Origin of the sequence: Marinomonas posidonica IVIA-Po-181, from assembly GCF_000214215.1 — a bacterium.
In the GTDB taxonomy this organism is placed as follows: domain Bacteria; phylum Pseudomonadota; class Gammaproteobacteria; order Pseudomonadales; family Marinomonadaceae; genus Marinomonas; species Marinomonas posidonica.
In genome coordinates, this window is sequence record NC_015559.1 from 1,393,981 (window position 1) to 1,412,989 (window position 19,009).

The 19,009-nt window shown below is 46.1% G+C and carries 18 protein-coding genes; 14 read left to right on the top strand and 4 right to left on the bottom strand.

All coding sequences use genetic code 11. The features are described from left to right. Nucleotides 1–5 precede the first annotated feature (5 nt). Nucleotides 6–854: a sugar phosphate isomerase/epimerase family protein gene (locus tag MAR181_RS06550; protein WP_013795817.1), complete on the bottom strand. Its 849-nt coding sequence runs from the start codon at nt 852–854 to the stop codon at nt 6–8. Between the two features lie 58 nt (nt 855–912). Beyond that, a complete protein-coding gene (gene speB / locus MAR181_RS06555; RefSeq protein WP_013795818.1) occupies nt 913–1,869 on the bottom strand; it encodes an agmatinase in 957 nt (318 codons plus the stop codon). Nucleotides 1,870–2,017: 148 nt separating this feature from the next. Here speB and MAR181_RS06560 point away from each other — a divergent pair, with 148 nt between their 5' ends. Next, nucleotides 2,018–2,923: a LysR family transcriptional regulator gene (locus MAR181_RS06560; protein WP_013795819.1), complete on the top strand. Its 906-nt coding sequence runs from the start codon at nt 2,018–2,020 to the stop codon at nt 2,921–2,923. Nucleotides 2,924–3,021: 98 nt separating this feature from the next. Here MAR181_RS06560 and MAR181_RS06565 read toward each other — a convergent pair whose 3' ends face one another. Next, nucleotides 3,022–3,672: a LysE family translocator gene (locus MAR181_RS06565; protein ID WP_013795820.1), complete on the bottom strand. Its 651-nt coding sequence runs from the start codon at nt 3,670–3,672 to the stop codon at nt 3,022–3,024. An 81-nt stretch (nt 3,673–3,753) separates the two neighbouring features. Between MAR181_RS06565 and MAR181_RS06570 the strand changes: the two genes are divergently transcribed. The 6 genes from MAR181_RS06570 (at nt 3,754) to purU (ending at nt 11,098) form a co-directional block, all read left to right on the top strand. Then, the gene (locus MAR181_RS06570) at nt 3,754–4,650 is read left to right on the top strand and encodes a LysR substrate-binding domain-containing protein (RefSeq protein ID WP_041651214.1); all 897 of its coding nucleotides are present in this window, start codon (nt 3,754–3,756) and stop codon (nt 4,648–4,650) included. 208 nt (nt 4,651–4,858) lie between these two features. Next, nucleotides 4,859–6,112 carry a sarcosine oxidase subunit beta family protein gene (locus MAR181_RS06575; protein WP_013795822.1) on the top strand — a complete coding sequence of 418 codons (1,254 nt, stop codon included), beginning with the start codon at nt 4,859–4,861 and terminating at the stop codon, nt 6,110–6,112. A 32-nt stretch (nt 6,113–6,144) separates the two neighbouring features. Beyond that, nucleotides 6,145–6,429, top strand: coding sequence for a sarcosine oxidase subunit delta (locus MAR181_RS06580; protein ID WP_013795823.1), 285 nt, complete (start codon nt 6,145–6,147; stop codon nt 6,427–6,429). Nucleotides 6,430–6,441: 12 nt separating this feature from the next. Then, entirely contained in the window at nt 6,442–9,459 is a 3,018-nt protein-coding gene (locus tag MAR181_RS06585; RefSeq protein WP_013795824.1) for a sarcosine oxidase subunit alpha, read from the top strand. Continuing rightward, the gene (locus MAR181_RS06590) at nt 9,452–10,123 is read left to right on the top strand and encodes a sarcosine oxidase subunit gamma (protein ID WP_013795825.1); all 672 of its coding nucleotides are present in this window, start codon (nt 9,452–9,454) and stop codon (nt 10,121–10,123) included. The genes MAR181_RS06585 and MAR181_RS06590 overlap by 8 nt, the downstream gene beginning before the upstream one ends. Before the next feature lie 105 nt (nt 10,124–10,228). After that, complete coding sequence (gene purU / locus MAR181_RS06595; RefSeq protein ID WP_013795826.1) at nt 10,229–11,098, top strand: formyltetrahydrofolate deformylase; 870 nt, start codon at nt 10,229–10,231, stop codon at nt 11,096–11,098. 98 nt (nt 11,099–11,196) lie between these two features. On the opposite strand, the gene MAR181_RS06600 is transcribed toward purU, so the two are convergent. Continuing rightward, complete coding sequence (locus MAR181_RS06600; RefSeq protein ID WP_013795827.1) at nt 11,197–11,817, bottom strand: phosphoadenosine phosphosulfate reductase domain-containing protein; 621 nt, start codon at nt 11,815–11,817, stop codon at nt 11,197–11,199. Nucleotides 11,818–12,091: 274 nt separating this feature from the next. On the opposite strand from MAR181_RS06600, the gene dld reads away from it, so the two are divergent. The 7 genes from dld (at nt 12,092) to MAR181_RS06635 (ending at nt 18,866) form a co-directional block, all read left to right on the top strand. Further along, on the top strand, nt 12,092–13,837 hold the full coding sequence (dld, locus tag MAR181_RS06605; RefSeq protein ID WP_013795828.1) for a D-lactate dehydrogenase: 1,746 nt from the start codon (nt 12,092–12,094) through the stop codon (nt 13,835–13,837). Nucleotides 13,838–14,128: 291 nt separating this feature from the next. Further along, on the top strand, nt 14,129–15,610 hold the full coding sequence (locus MAR181_RS06610; protein ID WP_013795829.1) for a carboxypeptidase M32: 1,482 nt from the start codon (nt 14,129–14,131) through the stop codon (nt 15,608–15,610). A 772-nt stretch (nt 15,611–16,382) separates the two neighbouring features. Next, the gene (locus tag MAR181_RS06615) at nt 16,383–16,829 is read left to right on the top strand and encodes a DUF7832 domain-containing protein (protein ID WP_013795830.1); all 447 of its coding nucleotides are present in this window, start codon (nt 16,383–16,385) and stop codon (nt 16,827–16,829) included. Nucleotides 16,830–16,932: 103 nt separating this feature from the next. Next, the gene (locus MAR181_RS06620; protein ID WP_013795613.1) at nt 16,933–17,349 is read left to right on the top strand and encodes a hypothetical protein; all 417 of its coding nucleotides are present in this window, start codon (nt 16,933–16,935) and stop codon (nt 17,347–17,349) included. Between the two features lie 90 nt (nt 17,350–17,439). After that, nucleotides 17,440–17,688: a hypothetical protein gene (locus MAR181_RS06625; RefSeq protein ID WP_013795831.1), complete on the top strand. Its 249-nt coding sequence runs from the start codon at nt 17,440–17,442 to the stop codon at nt 17,686–17,688. A 95-nt stretch (nt 17,689–17,783) separates the two neighbouring features. Continuing rightward, nucleotides 17,784–18,296 carry a DUF4145 domain-containing protein gene (locus MAR181_RS06630; RefSeq protein WP_144011222.1) on the top strand — a complete coding sequence of 171 codons (513 nt, stop codon included), beginning with the start codon at nt 17,784–17,786 and terminating at the stop codon, nt 18,294–18,296. Nucleotides 18,297–18,377: 81 nt separating this feature from the next. Continuing rightward, the gene (locus tag MAR181_RS06635; RefSeq protein ID WP_013795833.1) at nt 18,378–18,866 is read left to right on the top strand and encodes a DUF695 domain-containing protein; all 489 of its coding nucleotides are present in this window, start codon (nt 18,378–18,380) and stop codon (nt 18,864–18,866) included. Nucleotides 18,867–19,009 lie beyond the last annotated feature (143 nt).

Consider the following 19,009-nt stretch of genomic DNA (forward strand, 5'->3'; position numbering starts at 1 on the left):
GGTCATTATTTGGATGTTGTAATAAACTCGTTAAAATGTTTCTGTTCTTCGATGGCAATCCAATCATTTAAAGACCACAAATCTGCAACAGGAACATTGGTAAAAGGCAAATGGTGAAGATAACCATCGGGCCCAAATTCTGTCGTCATGGTGGTCGTAGTACGACCTTCTTTCAAGTGGTGTTGCCATACGGATTGCCACATTGATTGATGGAAACGAAGTGCCGTTTGATACTCTGGCGCTTCAGGATGGGGCACTTGAGCGCCTTGGTCATACCCCACTCGGGCTTGAATGTGGAATACCCGCTTAAGAAACTCTGATAAGTCATCTTCAGGTTGATTCAACAAACGTTCGCACACGAGTACCCAATGGCTGATGTCCATGGTGAATTTCAGATCGGGTAACTGGCGAATCAAATCCAGCGTCAGCCATGGGCTGTAAAGCGAGGTTCCTCTGTGTGTTTCAAAACTACAGACTATGCCTGCTTTATCCGATAAGGCTTGCGCCTGACCAAAGAAATCCACTTTTTCCGACAAGGACCAACGATCATTTCCGGGTAATACGTTGATGAATTTGGCATCCAATTCAATGGCAAACTCGATCTGCGTTGCCATTCGAGCCAAATGTTGTTCTGGTGTTTCTGACTGATCTGGTATGACATCACCACCGGTAAACAAAATAGCGATGTAATCTAGCTCGTTCTGCGTTAGACCTTGTTTGAATTGTGTTCTTGCTTCCTGCGTCAATGGAATGCGAGCCTCGACACCTTGAAAGCCAACGTCTTTCAACTTAGGGGCGATCTGATCCAATGGTTGAGTGACACCCCAAAGAGTACGAAAAAGCGCTAATTGCATGTTATGACTCTCTTTTGATCCGTAGTATTAAGTAAAAAATTCAGCCTGAATTCAACTGCTATCGGTAGTTTACCTTAGGTAAAATACACAGCATTTCATACAGGTAATTGGCAGCTAATTGCGATGTGTTGCCACTTACATCATAAGGCGGTGACACTTCTACGAGATCACCACCAATCACATTTAAACCTCGACAGCCTCGTATAATTTCTAATCCTTGAGATGAGGTCAAACCACCGACTTCTGGTGTGCCCGTACCAGGGGCCCAAGCAGGATCAATGCCATCTATGTCAAATGATATGTAAACGGGCTTATCACCCATCTTATGACGGATTTCTGCCATAAGAGATTCCAAAGATTTGTACCAACATTGCTCTGCTGTAATCAGCTGAAAGCCTTGGTCTTCGCCCCATTTAAAGTCTTCAGAGGAATAGCCTTGAGCACGTTGGCCTATTTGCACAACACGCTCACAGTCTAACAAGCCTTCTTCGACAGCACGGCGAAAAGTTGTGCCGTGTGCGATTTTTTCGCCAAACATGTGATCATTTGTATCAGTGTGAGCATCAACATGGATCAAACCAACGGGACCATGTTTTTTTGCGATGGCACGCAAGATAGGTAAGGTTAGAGTGTGATCGCCACCCAGCGTCAGTGGAATAAGAGGGTAAGCATTCAGCTTGTCGTAATATTTCTCAATAATATCGACTGATTTTAATAGGTTGTAAGTATTAATGGGCACGTCACCAATGTCTGCCACAGATAGTGAATCAAATGGTGCAGCGCCTGTGGCCATATTATAAGGTCGAATCATCACGGATTCAGCGCGAATCTGGCGAGGGCCATAGCGTGTCCCAGCTCTTTGGGAAGTGCCTACGTCCAAAGGGATACCAACGAACGCCACATCCAATTCCTCTAGGTTTTCAACAAAAGGCAATCTCATCATAGTGGCTCGTCCACCAAAGCGTGGCATGTCGTTTCCACTCTGTGGTTGATGTAATGGTTTTTCTGTAGACATATATCCTCATTCTTTATTGCTAAGTGATTGGAGTCATTGGTAGGACTTGATCCGATACTAGAAAACAAAGCTTGACCAATAAATAGGAAATGCCAAATACTTACTTCACTGATTACTGAAGTATCATTTAACGGTTTAGGAAGGAAAAATGTTGAAATCAGATAAACGCATAAACATTCGTTTACTCGAAGTCTTTGTATCGGTCGTTAAATGCCAAGGGTATTCTGGCGCACAGCAGGCGCTCAATCTTTCCACCTCGGCCATTAGTAACTACATGAGTGAGTTGGAAAGTTATGTGGGCTTTACCTTGTGTCAAAGAGGGCGGTCTGGGTTTAAACTGACCGAAAAAGGTCAACAGTTTCTCCATCAAGCGATAAAATTATTAAGTGAAATAAATGAATTAGAGCGTCATGCAGAGACATTGAAAGGGGATTTGGGAGGCACGTTTCGTATCGCGGTATTGGATGCCACAGTGTTAGACGATACCTTGTCAATGCCAAACATCATTCGTCTATTTAATGAGCGTTTTCCTGCGGTTCATATCAATCTGCAAATTCGCAGCCCTTATGAACAAGTACAAGGCATTTTAAACAATGACCTAGACTTGGCGATTGGTAATTTTCCATCGAGTGTGAGTAATCTAGTCGAAGAGAAACTCTATCGAGAACAGCATTGGCTATATTGCAGTCACTTGAACCCGTTGTTTGAAAACAAACAGATTACCCAAGAGCAAGTGACTCAATGTGGGTTGGTGACACGAAGCTATTGGACCAATGCTGATTTGCGTCAAAAAGGGTTTGGGCACAGTACCGCGACAGTAGAAAGTATGGAAGCGCAGTTGACGCTGATTCTTTCTGGAAAATTTGTTGGTTATTTGCCCGAGCATTACGCTCAGAACTTGATGTTGTCGAATCAGTTAAGACCCCTGTTGCCGAGTGAATTTGGCTATCAAGCCCCTTTCTCTATGATTTGCAAAAGAGGGCGAAGTAAAGAGCTGTTTATTCGAACAATGAGAGAGCTCCTTATTGAACAAACAGCAGGAAAAGCCAAGTAAGTTGCGTTTCTCTTACCTTTATATCCGCTTTCTTCTTATCAATTCGTTGAGCCAGATTGTCACATGAACACGCCATCAAATTGTGTCCGATTATCTGGCTAATGGCTTATCAATAATTTAATTCCCAGTCCCATTAATAACACCCCGGCCACTCGCTCGATCCAGTCTTTTAAAAAAGTACTTTTTTGTTGGATCTTGGGGGTGGTTAGCAATGTCGACACGATTGCAAACCAGATGAAATGAATGAGAGCAATATAAACACCGTAACTCAGTTCCATGAATAAAGAAGTCTTACTGGAAATTACTTGGCTAAATAAAGAGACGATAAACAACATGGTTTTTGGGTTGAGGGCATTACAAGCAAATCCAGACCAAAAAGCAGAATGCGAATTTGATATGGCCTCTGCTTTTGAAGAATGTGATGGCAGCGAGCGATGTTTGAAAAGACGACTTTTTATGTCTGGCCACAGAGCAGACACGCCTAGCCAGATAAGGTACGCCGCGCCGAAATATCGTAATGCATTTAGCACCCAAACATTCTGAGCAAAGATAATGCCTAGTCCTAGTAAGGTGTAAGCGAGATGCACACTGATGGCAGCACTAATGCCAAATGCGCACAAAATACCGGCTTGGCGTCCTTTTAAGAGTGAAATTTTAGACACCATGGCAAAGTCCGGCCCTGGGCTAATAACGGCCAACAAGCTAATGATGGCGACAGAATACAGTTCGAAATGGTCTAAATGAGGCATGAAGTCTTTCCTTTATCTGTGAATAATGGAATTATTAAATTATTTAAACCTTAATAAAATCGATAATTTTTGGTGATTATTGTGAGTAAAATTCACAGAAATAAAAATCTTCCTCCCTTGAATGCTCTTGCCGCATTTGAAGCCGCAGCCAAACATCAGAGCTTTACCAAAGCCGCGGAAGAGTTGCACCTGACACATGGCGCGATCAGCCGAGCGGTTGCTCAGGTTGAGGAGCGAATAGGCGTGGATTTATTTCTACGCCGCCATCGTCGAGTTTACTTAACGGCCGCGGGGCAGCGGCTATTAAAAACAACCAGTCAAAGCCTGGATGCTTTGAGTCGAACCGTAGAAGAAATTCATCGGCACGACTTGAGCTCCCCGTTTCTTGTGGTGTCGTGTGAGCCGAGTTTGGCAATGCGATGGCTGATGCCGAGGTTGGGAGAATTCAAGGCATTATGCCCAGATCTGCACATTGACCTACGCATGGCGGGTGGACCAATTGATCTATTGGCGGAGGGCTGTGATGTGGCCATTCGTCGCATGGATTTTACGGTCAAATCTGATTATCAAGTGACAAGGCTATGTGCTGAATTCGCTGGGCCTGTTTGCAGTCATGGTTACTGGACGCAGTTAGAGAATCAGAATCTTAATAACGCGAATTGGCTACACAGCCGAACTCGTCCACAGGCTTGGTATGATTGGTTGTCTACTGAGAAAGACCAAACCATGTCACCGAATACAGAACAGCATTTCGACCACTTTTTCTATGCCTTACAGGCTGCACAAGACCACCTTGGTGTTGTCATTGGCTCAGTGCCGTTAGTATCAGATGACTTACAAAAGCAGCGCTTAATCGCACCGCTAGGGTTAAAGCCAACGGGGGTTGACTACGCACTTCTCACGCTCGATGGGGTTGAGCAAGACCCACGAATAGCTCAATTCTCGAATTGGTTATTAGGTGTGATCTCAGACACTTAATCATTTGCCCTGTGTAGACGAATTTGACTGCGCATTCTGCCTTTGTCGTAATTTGTCATTCCGCGGACGCTCCCGAGCATTAGACCCCATATCTTTGACTTTATTATCAGGTCGAACGCTTGATCTATGGTCAATCACACCCTTGATAGACCAATCATTTTGTACCACCCATGACAGTGTTTTGCTGTCTTTGTAAGGAGCTGATTTGATGCAGCATTATTCAGGCTTTGGGTTGTTAAAGCACAGTTTGACTCATCATGAGAACTGGCAGCGGGTATGGCGTAATCCAACCCCGAAAAAGAAATACGATGTCATCATCGTGGGTGGAGGCGGTCACGGCCTGGCAACAGCGTATTACCTAGCGAAAGAATTTGGTGTAACCAATGTGGCGGTGATTGAAAAAGGCTTCTTAGGTGGCGGTAATACGGCACGTAATACCACCATAGTACGCTCAAATTACTTATGGGATGAAGCCGCACATTTGTATGAACATGCGATGCAATTGTGGGAAGGCTTGTCGCAAGAGCTCAATTACAACGTGATGTTTTCTCAGCGTGGGTGTATGAATTTAGGTCATACCTTGCAAGACATGCGTGACATCGAGCGACGTGTCAACGCTAACCGTCTGAATGGCATTGATGGTGAAGTATTAGATGCCAAACAGGTGCAAGAAATCGTGCCTGTGCTGGATTGTTCTGACTCTGCCCGTTATCCCGTGATGGGAGCTTCTTGGCAGCCAAGAGCAGGTGTTGCTCGTCATGATGCTGTGGCTTGGGGCTATGCCCGAGGCGCCGATGCCCATGGTGTGGATTTGATCCAACAAACCGAAGTGGAAGACTTGATCATTGAAGATGGCACTGTCGTTGGTGTGCGCACCGATCGTTATGGTGAGATTCGTGCGGATCGTGTCGGTTGTGTGGTGGCTGGTAATTCTGGTGTGATGGCGAAAAAAGCGGGTTTCAAGTTGCCCCTAGAGTCTCACCCATTACAGGCCCTAGTGTCGGAACCCATTAAACCTGTGTTGGATACCGTGGTGATGTCGAACCATGTACATGGCTATGCCAGCCAATCCGATAAAGGGGATTTGGTCATTGGTGCCGGCATTGATGGATACAACGGCTATGGTCAACGAGGGTCTTACACCACCATCGAACACACCATCCAAGCGATTGTGGAAATGTTTCCTGTGTTTAGCCGTGTGCGCATGAATCGTCAGTGGGGCGGCATTGTTGATACTTGTCCCGATGCGTGTCCAATCATCAGTGAAACGCCTGTTAAGAATCTCTTTTTCAACTGTGGTTGGGGAACGGGTGGCTTTAAAGCAACACCAGGTTCCGGTCATGTGTTTGCCGCGTCTTTGGCAAAAGGGGAAATGCATGAGCTGGCGAAGCCATTTTCTATGTTTCGTTTTCATAATGGTGCGTTGGTGGATGAACACGGCGCGGCGGGTGTTGCACACTAATTGGGCTCACACCGAGTACGGAGAGAAAGATCATGTTTCATATTTATTGCCCACATTGCGGTGAATATCGTGAAGAAGAAGAGTTTCATGCAAGAGGCGAAGCGCACATTGCTCGCCCATTAGACCCAGATGCTTGTAGTGACGAAGAGTGGGGCGATTTTTTGTATTTTCGTAAAAACCCTCGCGGCATACATCATGAGCTATGGATTCATGCAGCCGGTTGTCGCAAGTTTTTTAATGTGACGAGAAACACGCAAACATACGAAATCAAAGAAGTTTACAAAATTGGTGAAATGCCATCTGTTGTGGCTGAGTAAAGGAGCCTGGTGATGTCTCAGAAAAATCGTCTTCAAGAAGGTGGCCGAATTGATCGTGGTCAGCCATTAACCTTTACTTTCAATGGTGAGTCTTATCAAGGCTACGCAGGCGACACGCTGGCTTCGGCGTTAATCGCAAATGGTGTGGATGTGATCGGTCGGAGTTTTAAATACAGCCGACCTAGAGGTCTGGTTGCTGCCGGTGCAGAAGAGCCAAATGGTGTGGTGCAACTGGGGGCCACAGAAGCCACTCAAATACCAAACGTACGTGCAACACAACAGTCTCTCTATCAAGGTTTAGTGGCCGCTTCAACCAATGGTTGGCCAAATGTGGAAACCGACTTGATGGGATTGGTAGGGAAAATCGGTGGCAAGATGATGCCTCCGGGGTTCTATTATAAAACCTTCATGTTCCCGCAATCCATGTGGCCGACTTATGAGTCTTATATCCGTAAAGCCGCCGGTCTAGGCCGAGCCTCAAAAGAAAAAGACGTCGACATTTACGACAAGATGAATCAGCACACAGATTTGTTGGTCGTGGGAGCAGGCCCCGCTGGCTTAATGGCGGCTTTAGTGGCTGCACGGGCTGGCATACGGGTCATCATTGCCGATGAGCAAAATGAGTTTGGTGGCAGTTTATTGAGTAGTAACGAACGCATTGACGGTAAACCTGCCGCTGAGTGGGTAGCGGAAGTCGTTAATGAACTGGCTCAATTTGACGATGTTTTAATGCTTGCGAATTCTCAAGTGAACGGTTATCACGATCATAACTTCTTAACCATCCAACAGCATTGTACCGATCAATTTGCTGACCGTGCTCCTAATGGTGCTGTGGCTCAGCGTTTGCATCGTGTGCGAGCCAAGTGGGTGGTATTGGCAACGGGAGCCCATGAGCGTCCATTGGTGTTTGGTAATAATGATTTGCCAGGCTCAATGCAAGCCAGTGCGGTGTCGACCTATATTAATCGCTTTGGTGTGGTGCCGGGGAAAGAGCTGGTATTGATGACTTCAAATGACAATGCTTACCGCGCCGCCATTGATTGGCACGATGCTGGTCGTCGTGTGGTGGCCATTGTGGATTCACGTACAACCCCACAAGGGGCGTGGATTGAGGCCGCTCGTGAACGTGGAATCAGCATCATTGTTGGCTCAGGTGTGATTGAAGCCCATGGCAGTAAGCGTGTGACTGGCGTGTCGATTGCGCCTTTAAATGAATCTGGTGATAAAGTCACTGGCTCTATTGTCAAAATGAAAGCAGATACCATCGCCACTTCGGGTGGTTGGAGTCCTGTAATTCACTTGTCTTGTCATACCGGTTCTCGTCCTGTTTGGAGTGATGAGGTGATTGGGTTCTTGCCCGGACCAAGTTTGCAAAAGCAACTTACTGCAGGGGCAATTAACGGCGCATTCACAACGGCTGAAGCCTTATCTCAGGGGCGTGAAGCGGCTTATGATGCGTTAGTGCATCTTGGTTTAGACAAGCCTGAAGTGAGTGTTCCAAGTACAGAAGATGTGGTAGAAGGCACACCAATGGCGCTGTTCCATATTCCACACATTAAACCGACGTCAAAAGCGCCTAAGCAATTTGTCGATTATCAAAATGACGTCACCGCAGCAGGCATTGAATTAGCCTGTCGTGAAGGGTTTGAATCCATTGAACATGTGAAGCGTTATACCGCCATGGGCTTTGGTACGGATCAAGGCAAGCTTGGCAACATCAATGGTATGGCGATTGCGGCAAAAGCCTTGCAGCAAAGCATTCCTGAAACGGGTACCACGATTTTCCGTCCTAACTACACTCCCGTCACTTTTGGTGCCATTGCTGGCCGTGATTGCGGTGAACTATTTGATCCAAAACGCTTTACTGCCATGCATGCTTGGCATGTAGAGCGCGGCGCCAAATTTGAAGATGTGGGTCAATGGAAACGTCCTTGGTACTTCCCGAAAGGCAATGAAAGTATGCAAGAAGCCCTCAATCGAGAGTGTTTGGCCACTCGTGAGTCCGTTGGTATTTTGGACGCATCGACGCTAGGTAAAATTGACATCCAAGGGAAAGATGCTCGTGAATTTTTAGGGCGAGTTTATTCAAATGCTTGGGCGAAGTTGGCCGTGGGCAAATGTCGCTATGGTCTGATGTGTGGTGAAGACGGCATGGTGTTCGACGATGGCGTGACCTCTTGCCTAGGGGAAAATCACTTCTTGATGACCACTACGACGGGGGGAGCGGCGCATGTGTTGGAATGGTTGGAACTCTACCATCAGACGGAATGGCCTGAAATGGAAGTGTACTTTACTTCGGTGACAGATCATTGGTCGACAATGACCATTTCTGGTCCCAACAGTCGCAAGTTGCTGGAAAAACTCACTGACGATGACGTGTCAAAAGACAGCTTTGCCTACATGGATTGGAAACACATCACTGTGGCTGGCGTACCTGCACGGGTGTTCCGTATCTCGTTTACTGGGGAATTGTCTTATGAGATTAATGTGCAAGCCAACTATGGAATGCAGGTTTGGAAAGCCCTGTTTGAGCATGAGGAAACCTTTAATCTGACGCCATACGGTACTGAGACCATGCACATTTTGCGTGCTGAGAAGGGCTTTATTATTGCCGGTCAAGACACCGATGGTTCGGTGCACCCATTTGACTTAGGCATGCCTTGGGCGGTTGCTATGAAGAAGCCGTTTAGCTTTATAGGGAAGCGAGGTATGCAACGAGAAGATTGTGTTCGTGCAGACCGTAAGCAGCTTGTCGGATTAAAAACCATTGATCCTAATGTGGTCTTGCCAGAAGGCGCACAAGGGGTATTTGATCCGCAAGCGCCGATTCCGATGCCAATGGTTGGTCACGTATCGTCGAGCTACTGGAGTGCGTGCTTAGGTCGATCCGTGGCCATGGGCTTTGTAAAAGGCGGCCATGACAAAATGGGAGAAAAAGTGTTTTACCCACTGGTCGATGGTCGTGTGGTGGAAGCTGAGATATGCAGTCCAATTTTCTTAGATCCTAAAGGGGAGCGCCAACATGTCTGAGTTAAATCAAGGCACCAATGAAGCAACGCCAATGAAGTTGGTGATGGATCAATTGCCTGCGGTTGATGTGCCATATGAAAGTCCATTGAATCATGCGGATTTGGATCAGATTGCAGAGCAAGGGTTACAAGGCGGTGGTGTGGTGTTTCGGGAGCTGTCGCTGGGTTTACTGACCTTGCGTTGCTCACCGAGCGAAGAGCAAAAGCAATGCCTTGAGTCGATTCTTGGACTGGCATTACCGACCTCTCCTTTAACCTCAATCACACAAGGTCAAGGTGATGAGCGTGTTTCTGTGCGCTGGATGTCACCCGATGAATGGACGATTTACCTTCCCCAAGGTCAAGCCTTTGAGTTGGAGAAGCGTATTTTCGCCGAGCTGGATGGTCATTACTCTTTGGTCAATGTGAGTGGTGGCTATACGGTATTCGAATTGTCTGGCGAGAAGGTCGTGGAAGTGTTGAAAAAATCCACGCCGATTGATTTCTATGACAGCGAATTCCCTGTTGGAAAGGTGGTCTCGACTATTTTTGCCAAAACTGGCGCGACCATTTGTCGGACCGAAGAACAGACTTACGAACTCTTGGTTAGACGCAGCTTTGCCGACTACCTCTGGCTCTGGTTACAAGATGCCAGTCAAGAGTATGGCTTGACAGTCAAAGTCTAATAACCATGTTAACCCCTCAAAACACCTAAAGGTGTTCCGGTCGGCTACTCGGACTGCCCTCTGAGTAGCCAATCGTTTTTGATATTCCCATAAAGAGATATTGGTATGAAAACAAAAGTCGCACCTTGGATTTTTACGGCCAGTTGTCCGAGCATTTTAGGGACAGTTGATGTCGTGACACGCTATATGGCTCAAGCCGGTAATTACATTGATGAAATACATTCCTTTGATGATAGGGAATCGGGTCGATTTTTTATTCGCATTGAATTTTTGCCTAAGACGGAGGACGCTTTCAGTGAACAAGCGTTTGCCGATGAATTTTCGACACGTGCAGAGGAATTTCAGATGGAATGGGCGTTAACGGCTCCCAACCATAAAACCAACGTGGCGATTATGGTCTCCAAGTATGACCACTGTTTGAATGACTTATTGTATCGATTCCGGACCGGACAACTGAACATTGATGTGAAGGTGATTATTTCCAATCACCCTGATCTAGAAGACTTGGCGAAATGGCATGGCATTCCTTATTATCATTTACCGATCAGTCATGAAACCAAATTAGAGCAAGAAGCCAAAGTACGAGAATTAGTGGAAGCATACGATACCGAGCTGGTGGTATTAGCACGTTACATGCAAGTGTTATCGCCCAGTATGTGTGAATATTTGGATGGTCGAGCGATCAACATTCACCACTCATTATTGCCGGGCTTTAAAGGCGCTCGACCTTATCATCAAGCATGGGAAAAGGGCGTGAAAATGGTCGGGGCGACCGCCCATTATGTGAATAATGACTTGGACGAAGGGCCAATCATTTCTCAAGGCATTCAAACGGTTAACCATGCGCACTATCCAGAAGATTTGATTGCCAAAGGGCAAGACATAGAAAGGGTGACGCTGTTTCATGCGGTCAAATACCACGTTGAGAAGCGGGTGTTTTTAAATGACAAGCGCACTGTTGTCTTGGGAGGCTGATGTCTCTAGTGGCGTCACTTAAAATGTGAGCAAACTAAGCAGCCAAAAAAATGGCAAGTCTCCCACTGAGACTTGTCATTTTGCTTTTATAAAGACAATTACAGCTTGGTATGCAATCCACACTCACGACCCGCTTCTGCTTTGGTTGGGTCGAAGTAATGATCTGGTGTGGGCAAGGTGTTAGCGGCTAAATATTCCAACATATCCGCCTCTTTCCAATGCAGTACGGGTGCCACCTTGATGACGCCATTGGGTCCCATTTCCACCACTTTCATGTCTTTACGGAACTCGGTTTGCTCGCTACGAACGGCGGTTAGCCAGATATCCGGCGCTTGCTCTGCCATCGCGCGACGGAATGGCTCCAGCTTGAATTGCTCAGTAAACTCAACATGAGCCTCATCATCGACACCTGGAATGCCTCCCAAAGCCGCGTCACGGCGCGCCGCACTGACTTTTGGCGTGTACACTTCTAGGTTCAAATTCAGTGCGCTGATGATGTCTTCCGCGACCTTGTAGGTATCACGAACATTGTAACCTGAGTCGATCCAGATCACCGGAAGGTCAGCTTTTACTTGGGTTGCCATGTGTAGAATCACCGCTTCATGAGGGCCAAAGTTGGTCGTCACAATAGGCTTTTTGGCGTGTTTGATGGCCCATTCGATGATGGCTTGTGGGCTTGCGCCGTCTAGTTCGGCATTGGCTTTGTCTAAATCAATCACAACTATGCTCCATAATGAATGCCAGCATACTAAAAGTTTGTTTTGGTAAATACAAACCGTAGTGGCTGGATTTGCGTGAAAACCCAAGACGGATTTCGCATAAGAAAATTCGAATAACGTTTAAGGCCGAAAATCCTCTAAAACCTTGCCCAATAGAGTGGAAACGACACAATCTAAATGTGCCCTGTCAATAAATCCCTTGCTTGATGTTTTTCACTTGGGTTGAGTCGAGTATACTAGCTCACCTCTTTCAACTCGTTGCGAAGTACTTGACATGACAGAATCGAATTTTAGTGTAGATTTGGCTACTGAATTAAAGGCCATAGTAGGAAGTCAACATACCCTAACGGATGACGATAAAAAGCAACCCTATTGTCAGGGTTTTCGTCTTGGTAGTGGCAAAGCTTACGCTGTGGTTCGACCTGCTAGTTTGGTGGAAATTTGGAAAGTACTTCAAGCCTGTGTGAAAGCCGATGTGATTGTCATCATGCAAGCGGCTAACACGGGATTAACGGGTGGTTCAACGCCCAATGGGACAGAATATGATCGTCCTATCGTGATCATTAGTACCATGCGCATTGACGATATACATCTTATTGATCAAGGTAAACAAATCATCGGCTTTGCCGGCAGTACCTTGTTTGGTTTGGAAGACACCTTAAAACCTTACGGTCGAGAACCTCATTCTGTGATTGGTTCCTCCTGTATTGGCGCGTCTATTGTGGGTGGCATTTGTAATAACTCAGGCGGTGCTTTGGTCCAGCGTGGCCCAGCCTACACCGAACTGTCGTTATTCGCTCAAGTGACTGACGAAGGTGAATTACAGCTGGTAAACAATCTAGGGATTGAGTTAGGTTCTGACCCAGAAGAGATTTTGTCGAACCTTGAGAACAAGACGTACCAAGAAACAGACGTGCAGTTCCCTGATAAACGTGCTTCGGACAATGAATACCATGAGCGTATCCGTGACGTGGACGCAGAAACCCCATCTCGTTTCAATGCCGATAAGCGTCGCTTGTATGAGTCGTCAGGGTGTGCCGGAAAATTGGCGGTGTTTGCGGTGCGTATTGATACCTTCCCGATTCCTGAAAAACACCGTGTGTTCTACATTGGTACCAATGATCCAGCCGTGATGGAACAAATGCGCCGTGACATGTTGTCGACTTTTACCAATCTGCCCGTATCAGGTGAATACCTGCACAGCAGCAGTTACGACATCAGTAAGAAATACGGCAAAGACAGCTACTTAGTGATCGACAAGCTAGGCACCAAGTACATCCCAAAAATGTTTGCGATGAAACGCACAGTGGATCGTTGGGCTGGTAAATTTAAGTTCCTACCGAACAAATTTTCTGATCGCATCATGCAATACCTGAGTCAGCTTTGGCCTAACCATTTGCCGAAGCGCATGGAAGATTTCCGTGAACAGTATGAGCATCACTGGATTGTTGAAACCGCCAATGACGGTGTTGACGAAGCTCAAGCCTACCTTTCTGAGTTCTTCAAACACAATGAAGGCGATTACTTCGAATGTACTGAACGAGAAGCGGATCAAGCGATTTTGCATCGTTTCGTGACGGGGGGCGCCTTGACTCGTTACCACGTTATGAATGGTAAAGACCTAGGTTCCATCATGACCATTGACGTGGCTTTTCCGCGTAATGAACAGGATTGGTTTGAAGTCTTACCACCAGAGATCGACGATAAAATCGCCGTGAAAATGTACTACGGCCATTTCTTCTGTCACGTCATGCACCAAAACTACATCATGAAAAAAGGCGTCGATGGCAAAGCGGTGAAGCAACAGATCTTGTCCAGCTACGATGCGCGTGGTGCGGAATACCCAGCCGAGCATAACGTGGGCCACGAATACATTGCCAAGCAATCCTTGCGCGATTTCTACAAACAGAATGACCCAACCAACAGCTTCAATCCAGGCATTGGCGGCACCAGTAAACTAAAATACTGGCAAGACGCGAGTGGCGAACACTCAGGGTGTGGCTGCAATCATAAAGACTAGTCACCCGTAATTGCCAGAAAGTGTGGCCAAAAAGAACATGTCATGACAAAGCAAACCAAGGCAGAGTAATACTGGCCTTGGTTTTTTTGTTTATGGGGTTTCTAGCGACGCTATTCAGGCCATTATGTCATTTTCTTTGGTTCTGCTTACCGCTTAAATGCTGGGCTTAAGGCTTTTTGCAAACTTGCGGATTGCTTTCGCCATTTTGAATTTCTCATTGGTGATGTGTTTTCTATTTCCGCTCTGTATTAAGATGAGTGAAAAGGTCAAACAACAGGAATTGAAAGTATTATGTCTCACTACGACAAGCTCATGGCGCATTATCAAAGCATTCATCACTTTAACCATGCACAAGCCATGTTGGGCTGGGACGCGGCGGCCAATATGCCCGTAGGTGGCAATGACGCACGATCCAATGCCATGGCGGAACTGTCGGTGCACGTACATCGTTTGTCGACTCAGCCGCAATTAGCGGACTGGTTTGAATCAGCACAACAAGAGACCTTGACGGACGCACAGAGTGCCAGTCTGAGAGAAATGAAACGCCAATGGCAAGACGCCACCTTATTACCAGAAGACTTAGTACAAGCTCAGTCCAAAGCGGGGTCCAAGTGCGAACACGCATGGCGAACCCAACGACAAGAAAACGACTGGCAAGGCTTCGCGAAAAACTGGCAAGAGGTGGTGGCTTTATCAAAAGAAGAGGCCAGTATCCGTGCATCGGCATTGGGTACCACACCTTACGACGCCATGTTGGATAAATTCGAACCCGGTACCAGCAGCGCGCAATTGGATGGGCTGTTTGACGAAGTGAAAACCTGGTTGCCTGAACTGATCGAAAAGGCCCTAGCCAAACAAGCTTCCGAGCCAATTCTTCTGCCGCAAGGAAGTTATCCGGCCGACACACAAAAAGCCCTTGGTTTGGAGGTCATGAAACTCTTGCAGTTCGACTTTGATCATGGCCGCTTGGACCAAAGCGTGCACCCTTTTTGTGGTGGTGTGCCGAGCGATGTGCGCATTACCACCCGCTACGATGAGCAGGACTTCGTGCAAGCCTTAATGGGCATAGTGCATGAAACTGGCCACGCTCGTTACGAACAAGGTTTGCCAAAAGCCTTTGCGGGCTTGCCTGTGGGGGAAGCTCGCTCCATGGGCATTCATGAATCTCAGTCTCTCTTCTTTGAAATGCAAGTAGGGCGCAGCCAAGCCTTTATCGAGCACTTGTCTCGACTGTCCCAACAGGCGTTTCAAGCACAACAGGACCCTGTTTTCGCGGAAGACAACCTCTACAAACTCTATACCCGAGTACAGAAAGGCTTTATCCGCGTGGACGCAGACGAACTGACTTACCCAGCCCACGTTATACTGCGCTACGAAATCGAGCGAGACCTGATCAACGGCGTGATCCACTACCAAGATGTGCCCGAACTGTGGGATGCCAAGATGCAAGCCTCATTAGGGTTGACCACCAAAGACAACTTCAAAGATGGCTGTATGCAAGATATTCACTGGACCGACGGGGCCTTTGGTTACTTCCCAAGTTACACACTTGGCGCCATGTACGCGGCGCAATATAAAACCAAAATGACACAGACTGTCGACATAGACGCTGCTATTCGCAGCGGTGACCTAAGCCCGATTTTTCAATGGCTCAGCGACCATATTTGGTCACAAGCGTCGCTGTATTCAACGGATGAATTGGTCACACGAGCAACGGGTGAAGTGCTGAATGCAGCGCATTTCAGGAAGCACTTGGAAGGGCGGTATTTGTAACATTTTTTAGGCTCCTCTTATTCGATACGGTAGGGGGAGCTTTATTCCGCCCTGCTAGGCGGGTAACTTTTGTCTAGCGCCACAAAAGTAACCAAAAGGTCGCTTTTGTCATATTCCCGATATTACTCTTTGTCGCGCATTCAGGAACGCGTCGAGGGTTTTCACCAGTGGCTCATTATCTCTTTTTACAGTAATACATTATTTGAATTACAAGTTGTTCTGATAAACGCAGTGTAATCAGACACGGGTTTGGTGTCTAAGTTTTACAAAACGGTAATTTGAAATACAACTTTTATTGTAAGTTGAAGTTGTATTTTTGTGTTTGTAGTAAAGCTAAGTGATTAAGGTTATTCGCCAAATTGGTTATGAGAGGGGGTGATGAGCTGGAAGCGCATTAATGTCAAAAAATGGACTGGAAGACATCACACACTCTTTGTGGATAATTGTTAACAATCTGTATAAATATACAGTTTTTTTTGCTTTCAAATTTCTGGCACGGTTTGTTTAAAAAACATTCACATTTTTGCGCGTTTGTACTGGTAGAAAAATATAAAGCCTTTTAGTATCAATGGATAAGAATATCCTCAGCAGAAATAACAGGCCGTGGAAAACTGAAATAACACGCACGCTCGTTTTTCCAGTTTTGTTTTTTTTGAATACCTTAACAAAAGCATTATTTTCAGCTATTTATAAAGATATTGGCGAAATTTTGGAATTGTCTAAACGCGCATGCGCACTATTAAAATGTTATGGATATTAGGAGAGTCTGAGTTTGGCGATAGATAGAATTGATTGGCACAGTGGGGCAGAAAACTTTCCAGCTGATCTTCCCCTTGAAGCTGGCGGGACTCATATCGGTATGTTTATCGCTTGGGTAATCAATAACAATCTTGAAGGTGTGTTACACCAAACCGACTCACCTGAATCCGTTGGTAAAGTTAAATCTCGGCAAATGACTGGTACAGAGTTTCTGATCAAGGAATGTGATGAAAAGTTCTGGGAAGATGATTTAAATCCTGAAGGCTTCGAGTTTGCCAAGCATTACTATGAGTCAAATGCATACTATGGAGATTACGAGGCAGCCTTAGTTACAACAGAGCCTACGCTTTATCATGTCCAGGATACTTGGGAAAATTACAATAAGCTCTCACCATACATTGATTTTGCATTTAAAAAGTGGCGTAAAGCTAAAAGCAAAAGGTGGTGGCAGTTTTGGTAATAAATACCCATAACAAGCACATTAAAAATCGCCCGCAAAAAGCGCGGGCTGGACTCGCTATCGCTCGCCTTTTATGTGAGCGTTATGCAATAAGGAGAAGACGGTGCTAAAGCCCGTAATACAGGAAGAACCTACAGGTTGCGGAATTGCGTCGGTGGCTAATGTTTTGGGCAAAACTTACTCGGAAATGAAGGCCGTAGCGAACGCTATGGATATCTATGCCGAAGATAAATCGCTGTGGTCCGATACCCAATATGTTAGGGGGATGCTGTCCAGCGCCGGAGTAGAGACGTCTCCTGATGAAATTCCTTTTGAATCTTGGGGCTGTCTGCCTGATTTGGCACTATTGTCCATCAAGCACCATCAGGAAGCTGGTAAAAATTTCTGGCATTGGGTTGTTTTTAAGCGCCAGGAGGGCCAAGAGTTTGTTTTGGATTCAGCGAGTTATCTGCCATCCAACATTCGGACGGACTTTGATGAAATGCAGCCCAAGTGGTTTATTGAGGTCATGAATGCATAACAAACCGCAGCAGTCGCTCCCGTTGGTCGCTGGGACCGCCAAAACGCTGCGCTTATTTGTCGGCCCCTGTGCGGGGCGTTATGTGAAAAGATGAACTTGCATATTATCTATACAGAAACGGATATGGTTCTTTCTAAAAAGGATTATGAATCGTGGCGTGAGATACAGGACGAGTACGTGACGTATAAGACCTCTTTGGGGCCTTGGGGAATGGATGAGGTCATTGAGTATCTAACCGATGAATATCCTAAGCTTTCTCCAAAAGCTAATATCCAAATTAAAGAGTTTGAAAATACCAATTCTCAAACGTGGGTTTTAAAATTTAGTGAATCACAATAATCACATAACAAGCAAAGTCAGCATCGCCCATGCAAAAAGCGCATGGGCTGGACTCGCTATCGCTCGCCGCTGCTTTGGGCGTTAGGGAACCTCGAATGAAAGACCCGTGGGAAAATCGGATTCGTCCTGAACTTAAACACATAACCTCGCTATTTGAAAACAAGGTTCTCGGTGCTTTTATGTCTGGGCATTTAGTCCTCGAGTCAATTTTAGTGCAAATGCTAGAGACTCAGCCCAAAGAGGGTGACGGTGGTCGTTACTTTAAGTGGAGCTTCAGGAGGAAGGTTGATGCATCTGAATCCAGGGGAATAATAGGTAAAGATGCAGCTGATTTTTTGCGTGGTCTCAATGATGTTAGAAATCGTTTGGCTCATAAGCTTGATACTCCGATTACCTTTGCGGAAGCCTTTTCACTGGCCGAGCTCGCAGCAGGAGGCGGTATAGATTTTTCGGATGAAACAATTTACCTGGACCCTGAAAAATCTGAACAGTGGTACGGCATTGAAGGCATTATTCAAGAAGTCTTCCAAAATGCGGCCCAGGATCTTCTGGGCTTTCTAGATGACGATAGCTACATTTTGGAGTTCGTCAGTGCAAAAAAATCCTAACAAACGCAGGTACTGGGACAAAATTTCCGCTTCGCTGCAATTTTTCCCGTGCTGCGGGCGTTATGTTTCGGGGAGAGTTTCGTGCTAAAGAAACTATTTGGGAAAAAAGAAGAACTAAAAGAAAATGAGGTACGTGTTGTCATCCCCGAAGATGAGTTTGGTATTCTCGAGTGGAAAGAAGATGACTTACCTTGTATTGGAGTTCTTAACTCTGCATTAAAGGATTTCGAACCAAAGAAGATATTTAGCTGGCACTTATCCGTTATTATTGATTACGAAGAGCTTATTGATAAAGGTATGCCCTCGCAGGAAGAGCGTGACATCGTAGACCCTTTCTGTGACCAACTAGATGAGGAGATTAAAGTTGGTGGGAATGCACTATTTCTTATCCGTGAGACTTGGAATGGCACACGCAGAATGGTGTGGCGCGTCTATGACCCCGAAATAGCAGATTCACATTTAAAATACATACTCGAGCACCATCGCTACCCTAGGCAATTTGATTATCACATGGCTCAAGACATGGAGTGGGAACAAGCTAAATGGTACTTCAATCAAATAAAAACATAACAAGAAAAGGCAGCATCGCCCTGCGGGCAGCAATCTTAGTAGGCCACCCACCCTAACAATCCCCCCGTGGGGTTTAGTAAGAGTTGGCGGTGTTACCCGCCAGCCAAGTGGTGCAGACGCATGAACGGTAGTTCACATAAAAA